The organism is Bacillus sp. AFS037270, assembly GCF_002585305.1.
Genome location: NZ_NUNF01000047.1, coordinates 20,534 through 42,008 on the forward strand (window position 1 = coordinate 20,534; position 21,475 = coordinate 42,008).

The window sequence follows — 21,475 nt, forward strand, 5'->3', positions numbered from 1 at the left end:
CTACAAGGAGAAACAATGATGAAAAAGAAATTTACCCTTCTATTCGGTACAATATTGTTACTTTTATTGTCAGCTTGCGGACAAAACGCTGCAAATGAGGCTAAATCAACTAACGAAGAGAAAGTGGCTGACAAAGAAACTAGAATTGCTTCCCTCTCTATTCACTTAACAAATGATTTGCTTGCATTAGGAATTAAGCCCGTTGGTTCTGTCGTTGGCGGTGAATTAAAAGATTTTCTTCCCCATGTAAAGGCACAATTAAAAGATACGAAACAGCTTGGACCTGCTAAAGATCCAGACATGGAAGCATTGCTTGAATTGTCCCCTTCTGTAATCTATCTAGATAAAGAGTTTGGAGATCAAGATTTATCCAAATATGAAAAAATTGCATCTACTAAAGTATTTAATCTTGACGAAGGGACCTGGAGAGATCATTTAAGGTCGATTGGTAAGCTTGTTAACCGAGAGGAGAAAGCAGAGCAATTTATTGCAGATTACGAAAATCAAGTAAAAGAAGTACGCACTTTAATTAAAAATAAACTTGGTGAAGATAGTAAAGTAATGGCCATTCGTGTTACCGCAAAAGAGTTACGAGTATTTAGTACAAAACGTCCAATGGGTCCAATTTTATTCGAAGATTTAGGTTTAAAGCCTGCTAACGGTATTGAGGAACTTGATTCAAATCAGCCTTACGAAGTGATTTCCCAAGAGGTTCTTCCGGACTTTGATGCTGATGCTATATTTGTTGTTGTTAATAGTGATGACGAAGCTCAAACAGCTTTTAATCAGTTACAAGAGTCACCTATTTGGAAAGGGTTAAAAGCTGTAAAAGGTAATCATGTTTACGTTATTCCAGATCAACCTTGGCTAGACTATTCTGCTCTAGGAAATAAAATGGCAATGGATGAAGCAAAAGAAATCTTTTCAAAATAAATAATAGAAATATATCTTTAGAATTTAATAATATCTAATGGACAACTCTGATAAAATCATAAATATTACAATGGTAAGTCTGTGGAATTATTGTTCCACAGGCTTTTTTTATTAAGTGATTCTAATTCCATTATGTTATAAATATATCAGTTCATCTTCTTTCGCTCCCCTACCCTGTTAGCCTTCCATGCAGTAGAGCTGTACCACAAAGAATGAAAATAGTTAGGAAATGTCAATATTGATGCTATCCTTAATTTATTCAGGAACTTGTGTTTTTAAAATTTTCTAAAAATATTATAGGATGAAATTAATAGCTTAGTAATATAGAGTTTTGTATGTGGAATTTTATTTTTATAATAGGACGACTATTCTCCCCATCAAGTGTCCAAGCGGGATATCCACGTTCCGGCGCTCCAAAGCTCATACAACCAAGACAAAGACGGGATACATCCAAGCCGGTATTTCCAAGTTTTACATATTCCATTTGAATGTCCTGGCTTTACTTTAAATACGGATTACTTCGATATTTTAACCTTCTAGCTATATTAGATGCCTTTAGAAAAGATATACATTGATGAATTCAGTGACATCTGTGTATAATTTTATACAGAATTGAGATACTTACAATTGTCAAATTATCTTAATTTGTATATTAGTGCACAAAGAAATTGAAATTGTATAATTTTTATCAAAGTTTGGTGACTTCACAATTTCTAAAGTGGATAGAAGATGACGCCATATGAGGAATGTCCCTTAACATACGTTCTTCACTAAATTCACACTGTTTTTTACCGATCGTAACAGAATGCGTATGAGCTTATTACAAATTGCAATTAGAGATTGCATCTTCTTCAAAGGATTATTTGGGCGTTTTGTAAAATACTCATGTAAAGCTTTAAACGCAGTATTTTTTTGCCACCAAAGGCATTGCTAGTCGAAAGAGGAGAGCTCTTAAGGTCTTCCTTCCTCTCTTCGTAATTTTGGTTTGCCCCTTATGTTTTCCAGATGATATCGTGTTCGTTAGAGGTGCGCAGGACTTTGCAAGGATTGCCAACAGCAACCGAATTAGCTGGAATATCTTTCGTCACTACACTTCCGGCACCTATGACACTGTTTTCGCCAATGGTTACTTCTTATCATCTAATTTGCTTTGAAAAATGGATTATCCTTTCAACTTTCTCATGTAAAACCTCGTGTGATATTGTTTAACCACTTGTATTGGCGGTACGAATGGCAGCGGCAGGCAGCTTGATCATTTCATCTAAACTGATCACTGCAAAAAGAATAATCGGACGGACTTGCCACACAAATGCTCTCAAATAACTCAATGGCAATATAATTCCCCACATCACTAAGAAATCGCACCAAAGACCAAATTTTGCATCTCCTCCAGCTGGAAAAATTCTACCGATTATAGTGGAGTTCATCGACTTCCCGATACAGTAGTAAGCGCATATAAAAAGCATCCCATTAAGATTGTGCTTTACCATTTAAATCCACGATATGGAAATATAAATGAAAGAAGCGTTAATCCATCTTGGATTAACGCACTATTAATATCTAATTCTATTCTTCGTTGTTTTTCAATGAAATTGGTGTTCCATAAGTAAGTATTATTCTAGAGAAAAGGAAAACAAATCAATGGCCCCTTCTCCTTTGTATGTGAAGAACAAAGCATTCACTCCAGTATGAATTGATAGTGGAGCCTGGTGAATTCCCCACTCTTGTCCAGGAGAAATAGGAATCAGTGCAAATTCTTCACCGCCAAGTGTGGTCCTGACATGAAGTTCTCCTTTACCTGTTCCTCTAACTTTAACTGAAATCTTAGAAACATCGACAAAATCAAAATACTTAAATCCTGCAATGGCTCCATCTGTCATGTTTGCAATATATTGATTGGGCTCATCTTCCCTGTCCTCTCCCTCTTGAGTAAAGTATGGATGGGATTCATCAATTACATAACCAAACTCATAACGGACTGCACCAGATCTGCTCATAAGGTTGCAAGCAATATATGCAGGATATTCTCCTTTTCCAATTAATGGACCACCATTCAGTCCACAGCTTGTCATTTCTACTTGTTTGATACTACCATCGCTTTCAATTTTAATTTCTTCGGCGCATGCCTGCCTTGAAAATTGATGCTTATTCGTCTGTCTATGATAGAATACATACCATTTATCATTAATCTCGACGATGCTGCCATGATTATTGCCCGTATAATTTAATGCTTCTTCGTCTGTTATTCCATTCAAATAAATATCCCCATTGGAGATAATAGTTCCTCCGTATCGGAAACCGCCAACCGGGCTCTTTGAAGTTGCATAGCATAATTCATGCCCATTAAAAGATGAATAAACAAAATAATAGGTATCACCAATCTTTCTAATGGAAGATGCTTCAAAAAATTCGTGTCCTTCAAAATCGGTACCTAAACCGCGAGCTTTGTCTGGAAAGATATACTTTGGATCTTCTTTAACCGTAATCATATCTGCTTCCAGTTCAATGACCATCCCGCCTTTAATGGTTTGATCTTCAAGGCCCAATTGATCCCACGGGAAATCCTTAGGACAGAAACCGGAGTAAAGATATACTCTTCCATCATCGTCTACGAGTACACCCGGATCAAACTGAAATCCGTCACCTTCCCGTCTACCTAGTAGAGTTCCGTCCTTGTAATGCACATGTCCGTAAAATTCATACTTGCCTGCTGGTGAATCACAGACTGCTACGGCCATGACTCCGAGAAAATCAAATGCATAATATAGATAGTATCTGCCGTCAGGGCCCTGTTGTACATCTGGTGCAAATAATAATCTGTTATCCGTTTGCCCCATTGGATCTTGTACTTTCTGATAAATTACCCCTTCATATCTCCAGTTACTTAGATCATCTACTGGAGCCGACCAACATACATAATAATTTTCACAATAAAACATTCCATTAAACTTATCATGACTTCCGTACACATATACCCTGTCACCAAATACATAGGGCTCTCCATCTGGAATATATTCATAACTTGGTAAATAAGGATTAAATGCTTGTTTTTTCATAGCTACCTCCATAAATAAAATATTTATCCTTTTTCACATTTGCAGTTCAACAATCATCCATTTACTAATGATTGATACTCCTATAAATCATCACTATAATGAGTATTAGTATGTATTAAAAGATTCAATGGCAGCTTACCTTGGGGATAGAAAACGTTTTCTGTCAATTGCTTATATTATAGGAATTATGATGGAATATGGCGATTGTCCTATCAAAGTGAAATTTACCCAAATCAAAGGATGAGACAATAATGGAAAATACACATAAAAATACCTATAATTCTACTAATGCAATCCGACTTCCAATGATTGATTGGAACATACGATTTTTTGGCGCCCATATGCAAACAGTATCAAAGGAATGGTCCGTATCAAAGGAATCCCACCGTGCTTTTGAGATTTTAGTTGTTTTAGAAGGAAAACAAGAAACTATCATAGAAAACGAAAGTATATAGTAAATAGTGGGGATATCATCCTCATTCCACCAGGATTTGAGCACACCAATAGCAATATTTCAAATGACCGCATGACCTATTTCTGTGCTCATTTTGATATAGATGAGCCTTCTTTACGTATTGAAATGTTGAAAAATTGTGAATTAATTTTTACTCCTGCTTCCCCTTTTTATCAAAGACTAATAAGTACACTTGAAAAATGGTTTGATAGGCTATCTGTATCCTATGAGGTAACGGTTAAAGATAAACTGCAGGTACAGATTGTCCTGTTTGAGTTGTTAGAGGTATTTGCGGATATTGTTTCACAAAATCATGAATCCCTCATAAATGAATCAATGACAACCACAAAATATGCAAAAGAAATTGCGGATGCTATCAAATCAAATTTCAAAAGAAGTTACTTAGATGGTAAGGATATGGATATTCCCATTCATATACAGCCAATTATTGCTTCCCTTGGTTTAAGTCCTAATTATGGATTAGAAATTTTTCAAAAGGTCTATCATATGTCTCCGAGAAAATACTTATCTGAATTGAAATTGCAGGAAGCCAAAATTTTAATACAGCAGCCCGATGTTTCTTTAAAAGAAATTTCCAATCGTTTAGGTTATACAAATCTCTCTCATTTTAGTAGACAATTTAAAAGGTGGACAGGATTTAGCCCGACAGAATTCCGTAAGAATTCTATTTATGGACATTGATTTAATCGGTCTTTAGTACCTTTTACTGTTTAGTTGGCATAATGGTTGAACCATCGTTGCTAGCATGTATCTAATAATTAGTAAATGATAATGAAGTTATGATCCTGAAAAACCATTTGGATAACTTTCAGATGGAGCAATTGACTAATCTAACCAATAGTGTAATAATTTGTATTATTTTATAAAACTACTAGAATGTAGGTGTTAATGTAATTGGATTTTATTAGAGTAATAAAAGGCAAGAATAGCTGGAAGCGGTATATATCTTCATTTATTGTCATTATTCTGTTTATCTCTGTCGGGGCGCTGCCTTATGCCATCATTAGTGAATGGATCGTTAATACGGATGGAAACCCCAATACCTATTATGATTTTGATCAAGAGGATTACGTAGGAATTAACCCGTTACTTTATTTTGCTTTGATGAATTCACCCTTTTTGTTTTGGCTTTTGGGCCTTTTTGTCGCGATTCGTTTCATTCATAAACGGAAATTTACATCACTCATTACGCCCAATAGAAAAATAGATTGGAAGAGAATAGGCTTTGGATTTATTACCTACTTTGTCATCTTAGTTCTGACTACCATCATCGATTGCCTGTTAAACCCTGGGGATTACTCATTCAACGATGTCAGAGTTTCTGATTTTTTGATTTTATTTGTGCTCGTGCTGGTTTTAACTCCCATTCAAACGACCTGTGAGGAATTATTTTTCAGAGGATATCTCTTGCAGTTTTTCGGAAAATGGGTTCGCAATCCTTTTCTTTTATCTCTAATAGTTGGCTCGATTTTTGGCGCACTCCATTTCACCAATCCTGAAATGGGGTATTCCCCCCTATTGGTTGGAGCGGATTATTTGTTAACTGGATTCATTTGGTGTTATATCACCGTAAAAACGAACAGTACCGAATTGTCGATTGGAGCGCACGCAGCAAATAATATGCTGTTGGGGTGGTTCATCACGATGGATGACTCTGCCATGGGTAACATTCCATCGTTATTTGTTGTCACAAATATTGAACCGGCTATCTCACTTATGTGGACCATTGTTTCTCTTGGGATTTTCTTATTTATTTCTTTGAGAAAATACAAATTTACAAGACTTTAATTAAGATGCCAGGCACCTTCTATTTCTGAAAGGTTACTGGCATCTTTTTGTGCTTAGTAATCATTACTTAAACTAAAGCCCCCTATAGTGAACAAGAAAATTTATTTATTATGGTAAATTGGTTATTTTGTAACGCATATAGAAATGCAAAAAAGTTGATACTGTAAGCGTTTTCAATTATAATAAAGATGGTTGGATAACAAGTGGGGTTATCGCCGGTGTTGGCGAAGGATGGGGCTGATACCACGGAGCAGGACTAAAAAGCTCTTTTTTTTTGTCTTTTTTAATTAGGTTTTTTCTTATGATTATTTCTGTTTCTAATCGAAGAGGTATTCACTTAGTTAAACTTCATGATTTTAATGAAATCCTACCGAAAACAATTAATTCATTCTTCAGGTTCAATTGTAAAAAGTAAGGAATAACCCAATCATTAGAAAAGTACCAAAAGGCTGTGGAGTGACTATGAAAGCTCCCTTTCTCCATCTCAAATTAAGTATTTTAAACGAGATAGAGAACGAAATATTAGTATCCTGTCCCTTTTCTTAGGAACTGGAATTCGGGTAAATGAATTATCAAATCTAAGGATTAAAGATATTGAGATTTTACTTCCAAAGCCACAAAATTAGCTTCCCTGTATTCATCATCTATCTCTTTCCCTTCGTAGTTTCAATTTAACCTGCTTTAATTGGGAACGAACAATGACCGCCTTCATGGCGGTCATTGACTTTTTAATGTATCGTTGTTTTTGAAAAAAACGCATTATACGCCTTTGTCGGATTGGCAAACCATTCAGCAATTTCGTTTGCTTTTACTTGGTCCTGTGCACCCTGAAGTAGCAATTGAACAACATGCTCAGGTAATGGTTTCGTCATGGCATTTGTCCATTCAGTTACTTCTTTTACATACTGTTTCGTTCGATTCCAATAACACTCTCCTGTTTCTACGCCCCACTTAGAATTTTTGTATTCGGTAAGTGTTTCATACAATTGTTCAGCACAGTAAGAAGAGAGATTACAGCCTTGACCCGTAATAGGATCGTTTAAAAATACACTATCGCCACAGCCAACTACCAGCTTATTTTTAACCATCAGATATGGCTTTCGAATAACAGGTGTTAAGGCCATTTGGAGAAAGCCATTTTCATCACATAAAGCAAAATTTTTTCCATCAATTCGGTTATAAATTTCCGGGAAAAACTGTTGAACTGTACTCCTCATTTTAAGAGTAAACTCTTCTGCATTTTTAATTCCTTTAAATTTGTCTAAATCGCTGTTTGGTAATGCCATTATGAACAGTATGGTAACAGGACCGTGTTCTGTTATTGCGGGTATTTCAAACATTTCACCCAACTCAGGAAGAACCGTTACACTTACTCCCAAAGGGGTGTTTGCTTTTATACCTTTGAAATAACCAACGATACATTTTCGCTGAGGAGATTGAAAAGGAGACAGATCCTCTTCAATCGGAAACGGCATAAGAGGTCCATTTTTCCCTGTACAATCAATAACTAAATCAAACTCATCTATAAGTACTTCCACACTCTCTTTTTCTACCTTTTCTTGACGGAAGGAAACTCCTTTTTCTACAAGATCTTTAATAGAATGAGAGTAATACAAACGTTGATCAACAGATAATGCCGGTTCTTGCAATTTTCCTACAAATAGTTTTTGATTTCCAATCGTTATATGAATACTTTCAATAAGAGTTTGTTCTCCCCATTTTGGCACATTAAAGCGTTTTTCACGAGTCCTTGTTGATCCAAAATGCACCTGGGTAGACATGATTCGGCCTTTTCTAATCTGATCTGGTGATTGACGTTCAATGACTGTAATATCAAAGTCGTCCTTTAGAGCATAAGCTAGATGCAGTCCGGCTACGCCACTACCAATAATACAGAGTCTTTTTTTCAACAATCCCACTCCCTTATTAGAAAATTCAGCATTCTCCAAGCGATTTGGTTGAATGCCAAGTTACATTATATGTACTAGTCCTGTGAAACAATTTTGCTAACATTTCCCTCCAAATGTAACTATTACCTATTTTATTGAAGACTAATTCTCATGTAAATGGTTCTTTAGTGACAGGATTCGTATTATAGACCGTAAAGTAAATTAAGGGCTAAAATCACCTTAACATTAAATTCCAAATAGTGTAATATAACAGATGATTGGAACTTTTTTGAAATAGATGTTTTTTGGTGAAAGCATTGAAAAGAATAGACAATAAAGTTATTTAATTTTAAAACCCCAAACACACATAACCCCGTTCTGATTTTAGGACGGGGTTAAAATAAGGTTGTTTCATTTTTGAAGTAAGTTACTTCACTGCACTTAAAAATATAACAATAAAGTCTTTTAATCCTAAGTGTTATTGCATAATCGCTCCCGATACATAAAAAAGAGCGCATTCCTTGCTACTAGGGATAAGCGTCCTTTAATTGAAGAACGTGCAACTTTAATTTCAGCTAAATACCATCATGTGATATCTTGCACAATATCCACCTTTAGTTAAATAACTTGATTAGGATTTTCCCATATTCTTCGAGTTCACAATACGTTCATTTCCTCTTTTATAATTACTGTTATCTTTGCCAATATCATTTTTTCACTTCATGCCAAGCTAACTGAGGTCTTTCAATTGGATATCCATACTCTTGACGATATCTTTTACGCTCTTCAGTAAAATCAAACCAACTTTTTTCGCTATCGGGGTGTTTGGCATAATGTATAATACATCTTAAAGAATCTTCCACACAAGGGTCTTCCCAATATCCATAAAGTGCTTCCAAACGATTAATTAAATCAGCACCATCTTCGTTTTGTATCTCTTCAAGAGAATAATAACCTAGATCAATTACTCGTTGAGCGACTTTGGGACCGATAGAGGGTATCAATTGGAATTGAGCGAGACCACGGAGGTATTTAGTTCGTTCAAAAGAAGTTTGTAAACACTTGGATAAACGTGAAATGTCCATACCGGGAATCTCTTTTAATTTTATTTTACACGTTTTTAATTGTACTTTTTCTTTTGGTGTTAATGGAAGTTTGGGAGAAGAAATTTTAATATGATTTCACCTACTTTTCAGATTGACAGGATTACAGCCCTACCCTATAACCGTTAAACCCCACGTTTTCATCCCCTAAATCCTGACGATAAAAGACCTTCAGGTTTGAGCGTTATCTTTACAGTCGACTCATCCTTATTCAATTAAATGGCCCGAATGCGGAGATTTACGCCTTACTAAAAAGCAGATCCTCTTTCCAAGATATCGAATAGAACCTACATCTATACAACATGCGGGTATTAAACTTTTTATAGAAAAATGTAGACAAACTATTAACTGGTTTAGCTCAAATCAAAAATAACTACTATAGTTAGATAATTTCGATACCTAATTCCATGTACTTGTTTAAATTATGACTTAGTGGACCGTCTTCCGTAATTAAGTAATCAAGTTCAGAAACGGGACCAACCAAGTAATTGGAAATAGTATTAAGTTTACTTCTTGTTACCAGGGTAGCGATCTTATTTGAACTTTTAATCATCTGACGTTTAGCATAAGACTCTTCTATATGAGGGATGCTGATACCAAAGTCAGGGTGCAGGGAATACACTCCTAAAAAACAGAGGTCGGCTCTAATATTTTTAAGCACATCAATTACATCCAATCCTACAGTCACAAAAGATTCCTTAAAGAAGGTTCCGCCCAAGAGTATGATATCTGTATTTGGATGTTTTGATAATGCCAAACTAATAGAGGGACTATTCGTAATAATGGTCCCTTTAAACTCCATTGGAATTTCTTGAGCCAGAAAAAGATTTGTTGTACTTCCATCTATTAAAAGAACTTGTCCATCTTTAATAATTTTCACTGCTTTTAAAGCCAATTCTTTTTTTGCATCTATATTTTCTTCCGTTCTTTCAGAAAAAGTTAAAGCACTCGCTGAAGCAGGAAATGCCCCGCCGTGTACTCTTTTGAGAAGACCAAATGAATCCATTTCCCTTAGATCTCGTCTAATTGTGTCCTCGGAAACATCCCATTTCATGCTTAATTCTTTAGCAACGACTTTCCCTTCTTTTTCAAGTATTTGTAAAATTTTGCTTTGCCGTTCTTTTCTAAGCATAACAATGATCAGCCTCCGTGTTTTTGCATGTTTTTTCTTATATTATATTATTTTTTCTGGAATTCACCAATTTTAAAAAAATTCAACGAAATTATTCTTGTTTTTTCTTGTTTTTAGAGATAAAATATTTTCAAACACGGAAAAACTAGATTTAAGATGCAAAAACAAGAAATTCTTCTAGGCAAGAAACCTAATAACTGACATTTTGTACTAATTTTAAAATTACATGAATAAAGAGGAGGAAAAAAAGATGAATCACAGTATTGAAACACTAGCTGTAAATACGATTCGTACCTTATCAATTGACGCGATCAACAATGCTAATTCCGGTCATCCAGGTCTTCCTATGGGTGCTGCTCCAATGGCATATGCACTCTGGGCACATCATCTAAATCATAATTCTGCAAATGCAAAATGGTTTAATCGAGATCGATTTATACTTTCTGCCGGACACGGATCTAGTTTGTTGTATAGTTTGCTTCATTTAGCTGGGTACAATGTTTCTTTAGAAGATTTAAAAAGTTTTAGAAAGCTTAATAGCAAAACACCTGGTCATCCCGAATTTGGTCACACAGAAGGTGTTGAAGCGACAACTGGGCCTTTAGGGCAAGGAATTGCAAATGCAGTAGGTATGGCGATGGCTGAAGCGCATTTAGCTGCAAAGTTCAATCAGGACGGATACCCTGTAATTGACCATTATACATATGCTCTAGTTGGCGATGGAGACTTAATGGAAGGCATCTCTTATGAGGCCATGTCTATGGCCGGTCATATGAAACTAGGAAAATTAATTGCATTATATGACTCAAATGATATTTCTTTGGACGGTGAATTAAACCTTTCATTTTCAGAGGACATTCAAAAAAGAACAGAATCTGCTCATTGGCAATATTTACGAGTAGAAGATGGCAATGATGTAGCAGAAATCTCAAAAGCTATTACATTAGCTAAACAAAATACAAACCAACCAACTTTAATCGAAATTAGAACCACTATCGGTTATGGAAGTCCCAAAGTTGCAGGAACTAACAAGGCACATGGAAATCCCCTTGGAGCAGAAGAAGCTCGTGCAACAAAACAGGTATATGGCTGGCACTATGAAGAGGATTTCTTTGTACCAGAAGAAGTTAAAGCCCATTTTGAAGAGCTAAAACAAAGAGGAATTAGCCAAGAACAACAATGGAATGCATTATTCCAGTCTTATCAAGAGACATATCCTGAATTAGCTAAGGAACTGCAATATGCCATCACGGGAGAAGTTTTAATCAATACGGAAGACATCCTGACATTTGATACAGGTAAAACAATTTCAACTCGTGTAGCCAGCGGAGAAGCCATTAACCATTTTGTAAAATCAGTTCCTTCTATTTTTGGAGGAAGTGCGGATCTTTCTCACTCCACAATGACAGACATAAAGGAAAACGCAGCATTCGCAGTAGAATCATTTAGCGGACGAAATATCTACTTTGGTGTTCGGGAACACGCAATGGGAGCAGCTGGCAATGGTTTGGCTCTTCATGGCGGGGTAAAGCCTTTTGTAAGCACATTCTTTGTTTTCAATGATTATCTCAGACCGTCAATTCGTCTGGCAGCCTTGCAAAAGCTTCCAGTCACTTATGTATTTACTCATGATTCGATTGCGGTTGGTGAAGATGGTCCAACTCATGAGCCAATTGAGCAGCTAGCTTCTCTTCGTGCGATCCCAGGGCTAACTGTAATTCGCCCATCAGATGCAAACGAAACGGCAAGTGCTTGGGCTTATGCACTACAACAAATAGACGGTCCGGTTGCCCTAGTACTAAGCCGTCAAAACCTGCCTGTGTTCCAAGAAACACAAGCCAATTTAGACAACCTTTCTAAAGGAGCTTACATTTTAACGCAAACAAATGACCAACCAGAGGTTATTTTGATCTCTACCGGTTCAGAAGTGTCATTAGCCATTAACGCGAAAGCTGAACTTGAAAAGGAAAATGTATCGGTTCGCGTTGTCGCAATGCCAAGCTGGGAACTTTTCGATCGTCAACCGAAAGAGTACAAAGAGCTTGTCTTCCCTGCTTCTATTACGAAGCGTGTGGCACTAGAAATGGGCATCTCTCTTGGATGGGAACGCTATGTAGGATCAGAAGGGAAAGTATTATCTATTGAAACATTCGGTGCTTCAGGAACGGGCGCTGCTGTTATGGAGCTATTTGGATTTACGACAGAAAATGTTGTTCGAACTGCAAAAAGTCTACTGTAATCTAAAAATGGAGGAAATATACGATGAAATTATTTATTGATACTGCAAATCTTGTTGATATTAAAAAGGCATATAAAATTGGTGTTTTATCAGGTGTTACAACTAATCCTTCCCTAGTTGCTAAGGAAGGCGTAAAATTCGAAGACCGCATTGAAGAAATCTGCCAAGCAGTTCCACAAGTAGAGTCTGTTTCCGCTGAAGTAACTCCAGAGGCCATTACAGCTGATGAAATGATTGCCCAAGCTGAAGAGCTTATTAAAATTAACGGCGGAGATGAGAAAATTACAATCAAGCTTCCTATGACTTTAGCTGGCTTAGAGGCTTGCCGTTATCTAGCTGATAAAGGCGTTAAAACAAATGTCACACTTATCTTTACAGTAAACCAAGCACTATTAGCAGCTCGTGCTGGTGCAACGTATGTATCTCCATTTTTAGGCCGCTTAGACGATATTTCCGAAGACGGTGTCCAATTAGTATCAAAGATAGCTGAATTGTTCCGCATTCATAATTTCGACTCACAAATTATTGCAGCATCTGTTCGTCATCCGGATCATGTAACTCGTGTAGCAATGGCAGGTGCACATATTGCAACGATTCCATTTTCAGTCATTGAGCAAATTTCTAAACATCCACTTACTAATCAAGGAATCGAAAAATTTGCTGCTGATTGGGAAAATACTCTTAAAAACTAAGTTAAATAAAAAACACGACAGGAATTCCCCTGTCGTGTTTTTTATACCTAATTTGTTATATAAGATTTTCAATTGCAAGTCCGTTGGAAAAACGTTTCATAAATTGCTCAAAGCCCTCCACATCCTTAGGATCAGAGGCAAGCACCCGATAGTTTAAGTACAATCCTTCACAATCTCAAGAGAGCTGCAAATATGACAGTTCCCTCCTTTAACTCTTACATCGGTGAATTGAATATATGGCGGGAGTATCACCTGATAATTTATTTGCGATTTTTTAATCTCTTTTCCATCAGTTCTGCTATTTGTTTGGAATTTAGATTTCCTTCATTTTGTAATTTATCAATTATGCTAATATAATCCGTTTCATTTCGGTTCTGACTTAATTTATATGCAGCCTGGATTTCTTCCACTTTTATCTTAAAACCAACAATACCTTCTAGTTGATTTTCTAATAGTTCAGGAGAAAGTTTATCCCATAAAACTGGATTTTCACGATTATGTTCATATATTTCCAACATGCCTGTTAATTCTTCTATTAACTCATCTTTCTCTAAAATACTTGCTTTTCCATACATATGGATAGCCTGATAATTCCAAGTCGGAACATTTTCGTGCGAATACCAAGAAGAAGAAATGTAAGCGTTCGGTCCCTGAAACATCACAAGCACATCTTCACAGGTTTCAAATGTTCTCCACTGAGGATTTCCAAAAGCCATATGCCCAGTAATATAGTAATCATCACCTTTTTTAGTTAACACCAAAGGCAAATGAGTGGCAATCGGTTTCCCTTGTTCTGTTGTAACAATCGTGCCAAAAGAGTTTTTTTGAACAAAATCCCAAATTTCATCAACATTTGTGACCTTAAAATATTTTGGAATATACATCATAACCCGCCTTTTGAAATAGTTTTATTTTAGCGTTTTTATCATTATAAAATCTATTTGTTCTTCATCTCCCATATAAAAAGAGTGAGCTCCAGTTTGAACAAACCCCATTTTCTCATAAAAGCCAATTGCATTTTCATTTTTTTCCCATACGCCTAGCCAGACTTTCTTTTTATTACGTTCCATGGCAATTTCCATCGCTTTATTTAGCAGATATTTACCAAGCCCATGTTTTTGAAGTTTGTTCAATATGTAAATCCTCTCGATTTCAAGCGATTCATCACCCATTTCTTCAGACTGAGCATCATTGGTATTTACTTTTAAATATCCAGCGACTTCATTGTTAAAATAAACAAAAAAGAATTCCGAAGAAATATTGGATAATTCTTTTTCTAATTGGTTTAAGTTAAATGCCCTTTCCAAATAAGCGTTCATAACTTCGGGTGAATTCTGATCCTTAAATGTCTCATTAAATGTTTCATAACTAATCTCTTGAAGTTTGCGTAAATCCTCAAGGTTACACTGTTTTATATTTATAGTCATTTAAATATGTCGCTCCTTTATACAATTAATAATTTCTCTTGTTTCCCTTTTTTACAAATTCCCAGTCTATTTCTATATTTTTTCTAACTCTTTGGAGAAGAGTAAAAATGGTTTCTACTTCTTTTTCGGAAAATCCCTCTAATGCAACGGTATTGGAATAATCATTTTCTCTTTTTATAAAAGGATAAACATTTTTCCCTTTCTCTGTTGGAAAGAGCTTTTTTATTTTTTTGTTATGTTGATCGTTTTTCTTTTCAATAAATCCGTTCATTTCAAGCTTTTTTATAGCACGAGCTGCTGTTGTTCGGTCTACTTTTATCATCTCAGCTAACTTTTCTTGAATAATTCCTGGGTTTTCACATATTCGTACCAGGTACAAATACTGCCCTTTTGTAAGGTCATATTCTTTAAATTCTATATTGCTTATAGAATCTAATGCCCTTGCTATCATTCCAATTTCTCGTAAAATTTCTTTCATGATTATCTCCTTAAGCCACTTTTTTTGTTGCATTTACTATAAAAGTGATATAAATTAAATTTAACCTAATTTTATTGCATTTGCAACAAAATTATCAAGGTCACATTAATTTAAAAGGACTGAAATAAATGTATGCAAAAAGAATAACGATGGATGAAGAATTAAAGGCAGCATTTGCTATTCGGAAACAAGTATTTGTGAAGGAACAAGGTGTACCACTAGAAGATGAATTTGATGAATTTGATCAATTTGATACACTAAATGGACTATGCCAACACATATTAGTCCATTACAATGATCAAACAATCGGTACGGGAAGGATCAGGTTTATTCATGGAGTAGGTAAATTGGAGAGAATCTGCATCCTTGAACCTTACCGTAAATTTGGTCTTGGAAAAATCATTATAAAAACGTTAGAAGAAATTGCAGAAGAACAGGGAGTATCCCAGGTTAAATTGCACGGACAAACACAAGCAGTGGGTTTTTATCAAAAACTTGGCTATCGGACTTCATCTAATATATTTATGGAAGATGGAATCCCACATATTTTAATGCTAAAAGAAATAACTACTAAGTGATGCAAAGGTCAAGTAAAACAAAATATCCACTTTATGTTTTAGGGATATTATTTTTAACCCTTGGTATTTCTTTTACTATACAATCAGACCTTGGAACTTCACCTTTCGACGCACTTTTAGTAGGACTGTCCATAAATGTTGGGCTTACAGTGGGAAGTTGGGAAATAATAATAGCTTTAATATTGATAGGTTGTAATTCATTTTTAAAAAGACAAAGACCAGAAGTTTTGGGGTTGTTAACAGCATTTATAACAGGTATTGGAATTGATATGTGGCTTTTTATATTGCACAATTTGATAACACCTGAACTATGGTACAGCAAAGTGGTTTGTTTTGGAATCGGCTTAGTTGTTATCGGATTAGGAACAGCAACATATTTACACACAAATTTTGCCCCGATTCCTATTGACCGATTAACCCTAATCATACAAGAATTAACTAGAACAAATATATTGTTATCGCGAACATTCATTTACCTGGTATTCTTGATGTTGGCAATAATATTCAATGGACCCATTGGCATCGGAACTTTATTAACCGTTTGTTTAGGGGGGCTAATACTTAATTACTTTATGCCACTTACTAATAGAGTAATAGACCGCATATTAACACACTCTAGTACAGCACGAAATTATGATAAAGATAAAAACCATTCTATATAGGATGGTTTTTGTTGTTCTTTTTTCACTAACCTCCCTTGAAGAATCTATATAAATATCGCGCTAAAGCAGTAACCTTTAATAAAGAATTATTTGGGGTGCTAGAATTTTTTCTAATGATTCATACCTTTCCTTATGTGAATTTGCTGACATACAATTGATTCAAACTATAGTCAGGGCAGTAAAAAGTAAACCTTTAGCCCTTGAATTAAAAACCCGTATAAAGTCATTATCTCACTTTATTATAATAAATTAAAAAGTAAATGTAGAATGAGTGACAATTTACAACAATGTCCAAACAAAAAAATACCTTTGATCTATAAAATCAAAGGTCAAAGTTGAACTTAGTGGTCTAGGCTAAGTCCATTTTAGGAGGTCTAAACTCAGAAGAATTTAAACTATTATTATATTAGCAGAAAATGAATATTTATTCAATAAATTAAATAATTATACCTTTATTATCTTTGGTTGCTTTTCCATTAACCTAATGCAAACCTTATTGCATTCAAGCCCCCTATACTTTAAGTACAATTCTTCACAATGTGAAATTAAAAAAGGCGACCTTCTTCTAGAAGTATCGCCCCTATTTAGTTTCAAAAATATTTCCCCCAAGCAAACTGTTTTCGTAAAACTATCTGGCTTATTTTTTACCTCCACGAGACCATATCACCACTGGAATTAGTAATAAGGATAAAATCCCTCCAGTAAATGATAATGTTAGATAACTTGAACCTGCTACAATCATTCCAGACAATGCTCCGCCAGCAGCTCCTGATAACGCAATCAAAACATCCACTGTACCTTGAGTTCTAGCCCGTGTGGAAGATTTAGTTGAATCCACAATAAGTGCAGTGCCACTTATCAAACCAAAATTCCATCCTAAGCCAAGTAAAGAAAGAGCAATTATTAAAAGAACCATAGAATCTCCTGGTGCAAATGCTGCTATTAAACCTGCCAGTAGCAACGTAGTTCCAGATGCAATAGACATCGCAGTACGCCCCAACTTATCAACAAGAACACCTGTAACCAGTGAAGGGAGATACATGGCACCTATATGAAAACCAATAACAAGACCTACTGCACCCAAGCCATGTCCATGATGTCTCATATGAACTGGTGTCATTGTCATAATAGCTACCATTACAATTTGAGTTAGAACCATTATCGTTGCTCCAACGATTATTCCTCTTTTGTTTTCTGTATGTTCAGTTGTTGCCAATTGTCCTTTATCACTAACCTCTTGGTTGGTCGCTTCTATCGTTCTTGCTATAACTAATGGATCTGGACGAAGCATGATGAAAAGGACAACACCTGCTAAGATATATGCTGCTGCTGCTAAAATGAAAGGACCAGCAAGTGATGGAACACTAATAGAAAGAGCGAAATTCCCCATCACATTCACTAAATTTGGGCCTGCAACTGCACCAAAAGTTGTAAAAACCATTGTAATACTAATAGCAGTCGCCCGTTGTTTACTGTTCGCTAAGTCCGTACCTGCATAACGAGCTTGTAAATTTGTTGCTGATCCTGCACCATAAACAAGTAGGGAAGTAAATAACAGTAATACACTATTTATTATTGCTGCCATTATGACTCCTATTGCTCCAAGTCCACCAATCATAAAACCAGCTGATAGACCTGTACGACGACCATAGCGTTGAGAAAGTCGCCCAACAAATAATGCAGCTCCTGCTGACCCTAAAGTAAGTAAAGCTGAAGGAATTCCGGCAAACGCATCTGTACCGAGCATTTGCTGTGCAAGAAGTGCCCCCACAGTAACTCCTGCTGCTAATCCTGCACCACCAAAAATTTGTGAAATACTTACAACGAATAATGTTCGCTTGTATAACGTTTTTTGTTTTTCTGAAGAGCGAATGTAGCTTTGTAACGAAGCTGTTTGGACGTCTAACGCTTTTACACTATCTTTTTGTAACATTCTCTAACCTACCTTTCTAGAAACCTAATTCTATTTCTAATAAACTCCCAACTAGATTTGAATCATCATAACACGCACAAAAAAACCATACAATATTATAATTGTATGGCAAACAATATTAGGTAAGACCGTTTAGCAAACGTTTAAGGATCATCAATCCTTGCTCAAGCTCTTCCAGCGTTTTTGGTGCACATACAGAAACCCTTACAGCCCTTTCTGGACATCTATTTCCAACGACAAAACGTTCAGCCGCATACACTTGTACTCCCTGCCCAGCAGCTAACGTTTCAAATTCAGCACCTGTAATCTTGCCTGGTAATAACAACCAACGAAAGATGCCTGTTTCTACACCTAAACACGTATAGTCTGCAAAATATCGATTTACGATTTGGTTTCTGCGAATGGTTTGTTCCCGATGACCCTTAATTAACACTTCAAATTGATTCGATACAATCGTACGTGCTGTGAGTTCTGCTAATAGCGGGGAAACTGTTATATTTAAATTATAAAGTGCCTTTGAAATTGGCTCCTTAAATTGACTCGGCACTGCTACATAGGCTAGTCGTAACCCTGGTGCTAATGACTTCGATAAACTTGCAATATAGATGACCTGTTCTGGGGCAAATGATGCGACTGCTGGAAGTGGTTTTTTGCCCAGAAGATGGTACGATGCATCTTCAATAACGAACTGTTTATACTTTTTGGCAATTGCTGCAATCATTTTTCGATTCTCCACAGACATAAAGGAAGCTGTCGGATTATGATAATCTGGGATTAAGTAAATACCTTTAATATTGTCATTTTTACACGCATATTCATAGGACGTCGGACTCATTTCATAGTTCTCTGATTTTATCGGTACTATCTGCACACTGAGCATTGCTGCAACAGTTTTTAAGCCCGGGTAGGTATGATGGTCAACACCAATGCGATCTCCAGGCTTACAAAGACTTGCCAATGTAGCAGCAATCGCATTTTGACCCCCATTTGCAAATAAAATGTGATCCACGGTTGTTTCAAACCCACCTCTTCGGATTAGCTTTATAGCTGCATCCTTTTGCCAAAGGTCTTCTCCTGCCCGACCACAACCAAACCATTTTTCATAATCTGTCTCTTGCAGCATACTTTTTAGTTGAAGTAGCAATGGCTCGTATGAAGCATTATCTGGTAGTGTTGCTCCCATTTCAATTAAATGCTTCGGCTTTGTATCTTCAAGTAAATACGCATTCGATAACGCATCATACGATACAAATGTGCCACTTCCAACAGATGCACTTAGCAAGCCCTTTAACTCACAAACTTTAAAAGCTTTTGAAATAGTACTTAAATTTAAATCCAAATAATCAGCCAGTTCTCTCTGTGGAGGAAGTTTTGTTCCAGGTAATAAGACTCCGTTTACTATATCCTGTTCCAATTGCCCAGCGAGTGCTTGATAAATAGGCTTTTTAGTTTTATCAATCGATGGCTTCCAACTCATCGGATAGTTTTCAAAAGAATTAATTGGCATGATACGCATCCTTTTTCACACAATTATATGATTGTGCGGTTTATAAAACAATTATAATTTTCTTTACTATTATGCCTTTTAGTGAATATCCGAGTAGCATTCTTTTTCTTACTTAATTATTTCGAAAATAGCAACCTGCCCAATAGTTTAAATACATTCCTTCCCAATCTTGGTTGATAATTAAAAAAATTCTCTTGGTAGTTAAGTTGTTGAAAGTCTCTTTAATGAACTATCACTGGTAATAACATTTAAAAATTCATTGTAATCTTCATACCTGAACATGTTAAATATATTTGGGTGATTTAGCAGCCATTGATTTTATAGTCTTTACTGCGATATGAGCAGTTTCCTGTTTAGGAAAACCGAATACACCCGTTGAGATCGCACAGAAAGTAATAATTTTAATATCTTCCATTTCGTTGCTAATTAGAGGAAAGAAATATAACAAGAAGCTTATTCATCCCTTTGCTGCATTACGTACTTTTCCTGCCGTATGTGTATCTCAAAAGCATTTTTCATCAGCTGTACCTCCTTAACAAAAAACCGACCTTTTTTCATACCAAGGTCGGTTTGTCATGATCATTCATTAAAAACTAGAACCCCTCAAGTTTCCTGAAACAGGGATTTTAGTCTCAACTATTTTATTTTGTTTGTGAAATTACATTAACAAGTTGGGTCAGTGCTTCGTTGATCGGCGTAACTGGACGACCAAGAACTTTCTCAAAATCATTGCTTTCAACTTCTAGTGAACCATTTCTAATGCTCTCTTGAATTCCAACTACAATCGGAATCACAAAATCAGGTAGACCTAAGCCTTTCATGATCTCTGCATATTTTTCGTCACTAACTTGTTGTACGGGTATTTCTTTACCCAATACAGCACCAAGAGCTAACGCCAATTCTTCTTGAGTTAAAAGGGGACCTGAAAGTTCATAAACAGTATTTTCGTGACCGTTTCCAATAAGAACCGCTGCCGCTGCATCTGCGTAATCTTGTTGCAGTGCCCAGCCTACTTTACCTTCTCCAGCAGAAGTTACCCATGGAGCTCCTGTCATAGCACCTTGAATGCTTCCAATTTCGTTTTCCAAATACCAATTGTTACGCAAGAAAGAATATGGGATACACGTCTTAATGATGGCTGCTTCTGTCGCAACATGAGGTGGAGCCATTAAATTTTTGCTTTCTGTTGCATTTGCCAAGCTTGTGTAAGCAATAAATTTTACCCCTGCACGCTCAGCTGCTTGGACAGCATTAGTATGTTGATGAATTCTTGTTTCATTGTCACCATCCGCAGAAATAATTAATAAGCGGTCAATCCCTTTAAAAGCATGATCTAAGTTTTGCGGTCGGTCAAAATCTCCTTGACGAACTTCCACTCCCCGAGCACGAAGTCCTTCTGCTTTCTCTGGATTTCGAACACTCACTGCCAGCTCACTTGCAGGTATAGTTTTCAATAATGAATCTACCACTTTTGAACCTAATTTCCCTGTTGCTCCAGTAACTAATATTTTCATTAATATTCCCTCCATCATTTCATTTGCAACAATATTGAATACATGTATTCATTTTAGTTACATGTATTC

At 36.0% G+C, this 21,475-nt stretch carries 20 protein-coding genes and 3 pseudogenes; 8 read left to right on the forward strand and 15 right to left on the reverse strand.

Annotation, left to right across the window (positions count from 1 at the left end; genetic code table 11):
• Positions 1-18 precede the first annotated feature (18 nt).
• Positions 19-933, forward strand: coding sequence for an ABC transporter substrate-binding protein (locus tag COD92_RS22315; RefSeq protein WP_098528863.1), 915 nt, complete (start codon positions 19-21; stop codon positions 931-933).
• A gap of 349 nt (positions 934-1,282) precedes the next feature.
• Here the strand turns inward: COD92_RS22315 and COD92_RS32995 are convergent.
• The 5 genes and pseudogenes from COD92_RS32995 to COD92_RS22340 form a co-directional block, all read right to left on the reverse strand.
• Positions 1,283-1,417 (reverse strand): annotated as a pseudogene (locus tag COD92_RS32995) (aldo/keto reductase); the annotation flags it as partial.
• Between the two features lie 204 nt (positions 1,418-1,621).
• Positions 1,622-1,942, reverse strand: a pseudogene (locus COD92_RS22325) (transposase); the annotation flags it as partial.
• Positions 1,926-2,063 (reverse strand): annotated as a pseudogene (locus COD92_RS22330) (sugar O-acetyltransferase); the annotation flags it as partial. The pseudogenes COD92_RS22325 and COD92_RS22330, both read right to left, overlap by 17 nt.
• Before the next feature lie 75 nt (positions 2,064-2,138).
• Positions 2,139-2,261: a hypothetical protein gene (locus tag COD92_RS33000; protein WP_255295293.1), complete on the reverse strand. Its 123-nt coding sequence runs from the start codon at positions 2,259-2,261 to the stop codon at positions 2,139-2,141.
• A 285-nt stretch (positions 2,262-2,546) separates the two neighbouring features.
• Positions 2,547-3,989: a family 43 glycosylhydrolase gene (locus COD92_RS22340; protein ID WP_098532426.1), complete on the reverse strand. Its 1,443-nt coding sequence runs from the start codon at positions 3,987-3,989 to the stop codon at positions 2,547-2,549.
• Positions 3,990-4,240: 251 nt separating this feature from the next.
• Here COD92_RS22340 and COD92_RS22345 point away from each other — a divergent pair, with 251 nt between their 5' ends.
• The 3 genes from COD92_RS22345 to COD92_RS22355 all read left to right on the forward strand — a co-directional run bounded on the left by COD92_RS22345 (position 4,241) and on the right by COD92_RS22355 (position 6,252).
• On the forward strand, positions 4,241-4,444 hold the full coding sequence (locus COD92_RS22345) for a hypothetical protein (RefSeq protein WP_098532425.1): 204 nt from the start codon (positions 4,241-4,243) through the stop codon (positions 4,442-4,444).
• Positions 4,445-4,572: 128 nt separating this feature from the next.
• On the forward strand, positions 4,573-5,145 hold the full coding sequence (locus COD92_RS22350; RefSeq protein ID WP_176550465.1) for a helix-turn-helix domain-containing protein: 573 nt from the start codon (positions 4,573-4,575) through the stop codon (positions 5,143-5,145).
• Positions 5,146-5,358: 213 nt separating this feature from the next.
• Positions 5,359-6,252 carry a CPBP family intramembrane glutamic endopeptidase gene (locus COD92_RS22355; RefSeq protein WP_098532423.1) on the forward strand — a complete coding sequence of 298 codons (894 nt, stop codon included), beginning with the start codon at positions 5,359-5,361 and terminating at the stop codon, positions 6,250-6,252.
• A gap of 728 nt (positions 6,253-6,980) precedes the next feature.
• Here COD92_RS22355 and COD92_RS22365 read toward each other — a convergent pair.
• The 3 genes from COD92_RS22365 to COD92_RS22375 form a co-directional block, all read right to left on the reverse strand.
• Complete coding sequence (locus COD92_RS22365) at positions 6,981-8,171, reverse strand: styrene monooxygenase/indole monooxygenase family protein (RefSeq protein WP_255286797.1); 1,191 nt, start codon at positions 8,169-8,171, stop codon at positions 6,981-6,983.
• A gap of 677 nt (positions 8,172-8,848) precedes the next feature.
• Positions 8,849-9,226 (reverse strand): helix-hairpin-helix domain-containing protein, encoded by a 378-nt coding sequence (locus COD92_RS22370; protein ID WP_098532421.1) that lies wholly within the window; start codon positions 9,224-9,226, stop codon positions 8,849-8,851.
• A 400-nt stretch (positions 9,227-9,626) separates the two neighbouring features.
• Positions 9,627-10,376 carry a DeoR/GlpR family DNA-binding transcription regulator gene (locus tag COD92_RS22375; RefSeq protein WP_098532420.1) on the reverse strand — a complete coding sequence of 250 codons (750 nt, stop codon included), beginning with the start codon at positions 10,374-10,376 and terminating at the stop codon, positions 9,627-9,629.
• A gap of 250 nt (positions 10,377-10,626) precedes the next feature.
• Here COD92_RS22375 and tkt point away from each other — a divergent pair, with 250 nt between their 5' ends.
• Complete coding sequence (tkt, locus tag COD92_RS22380) at positions 10,627-12,615, forward strand: transketolase (protein ID WP_098532419.1); 1,989 nt, start codon at positions 10,627-10,629, stop codon at positions 12,613-12,615.
• Between the two features lie 23 nt (positions 12,616-12,638).
• Positions 12,639-13,307 carry a fructose-6-phosphate aldolase gene (fsa, locus tag COD92_RS22385; protein WP_098532418.1) on the forward strand — a complete coding sequence of 223 codons (669 nt, stop codon included), beginning with the start codon at positions 12,639-12,641 and terminating at the stop codon, positions 13,305-13,307.
• 260 nt (positions 13,308-13,567) lie between these two features.
• Here the strand turns inward: fsa and COD92_RS22390 are convergent, their stop codons facing one another.
• The 3 genes from COD92_RS22390 to COD92_RS22400 are packed head-to-tail and all read right to left on the reverse strand — an operon-like array spanning position 13,568 to position 15,212.
• Positions 13,568-14,191, reverse strand: a complete 624-nt coding sequence (locus COD92_RS22390; RefSeq protein ID WP_098532417.1) for an FMN-binding negative transcriptional regulator — start codon at positions 14,189-14,191, stop codon at positions 13,568-13,570.
• Positions 14,192-14,215: 24 nt separating this feature from the next.
• On the reverse strand, positions 14,216-14,734 hold the full coding sequence (paiA, locus tag COD92_RS22395) for a spermidine/spermine N(1)-acetyltransferase (RefSeq protein ID WP_098532416.1): 519 nt from the start codon (positions 14,732-14,734) through the stop codon (positions 14,216-14,218).
• 25 nt (positions 14,735-14,759) lie between these two features.
• On the reverse strand, positions 14,760-15,212 hold the full coding sequence (locus COD92_RS22400; protein WP_098532415.1) for a MarR family winged helix-turn-helix transcriptional regulator: 453 nt from the start codon (positions 15,210-15,212) through the stop codon (positions 14,760-14,762).
• Between the two features lie 128 nt (positions 15,213-15,340).
• Between COD92_RS22400 and COD92_RS22405 the strand changes: the two genes are divergently transcribed.
• Positions 15,341-15,790, forward strand: coding sequence for a GNAT family N-acetyltransferase (locus COD92_RS22405; protein ID WP_098532414.1), 450 nt, complete (start codon positions 15,341-15,343; stop codon positions 15,788-15,790).
• Positions 15,790-16,452 (forward strand): YczE/YyaS/YitT family protein, encoded by a 663-nt coding sequence (locus tag COD92_RS22410; protein WP_098532427.1) that lies wholly within the window; start codon positions 15,790-15,792, stop codon positions 16,450-16,452. Before COD92_RS22405 ends, COD92_RS22410 begins: the two co-directional genes overlap by 1 nt.
• Before the next feature lie 637 nt (positions 16,453-17,089).
• Here the strand turns inward: COD92_RS22410 and COD92_RS22415 are convergent.
• From COD92_RS22415 to COD92_RS22430, 4 genes are all read right to left on the reverse strand, one after another.
• On the reverse strand, positions 17,090-18,385 hold the full coding sequence (locus COD92_RS22415; protein ID WP_098531073.1) for an MFS transporter: 1,296 nt from the start codon (positions 18,383-18,385) through the stop codon (positions 17,090-17,092).
• Positions 18,386-18,503: 118 nt separating this feature from the next.
• Positions 18,504-19,892 (reverse strand): aminotransferase-like domain-containing protein, encoded by a 1,389-nt coding sequence (locus tag COD92_RS22420; RefSeq protein ID WP_141561131.1) that lies wholly within the window; start codon positions 19,890-19,892, stop codon positions 18,504-18,506.
• Between the two features lie 283 nt (positions 19,893-20,175).
• Positions 20,176-20,307 (reverse strand): macro domain-containing protein, encoded by a 132-nt coding sequence (locus COD92_RS33445; protein WP_176541242.1) that lies wholly within the window; start codon positions 20,305-20,307, stop codon positions 20,176-20,178.
• 226 nt (positions 20,308-20,533) lie between these two features.
• Positions 20,534-21,406 (reverse strand): SDR family oxidoreductase, encoded by an 873-nt coding sequence (locus COD92_RS22430; protein WP_098531070.1) that lies wholly within the window; start codon positions 21,404-21,406, stop codon positions 20,534-20,536.
• Positions 21,407-21,475 lie beyond the last annotated feature (69 nt).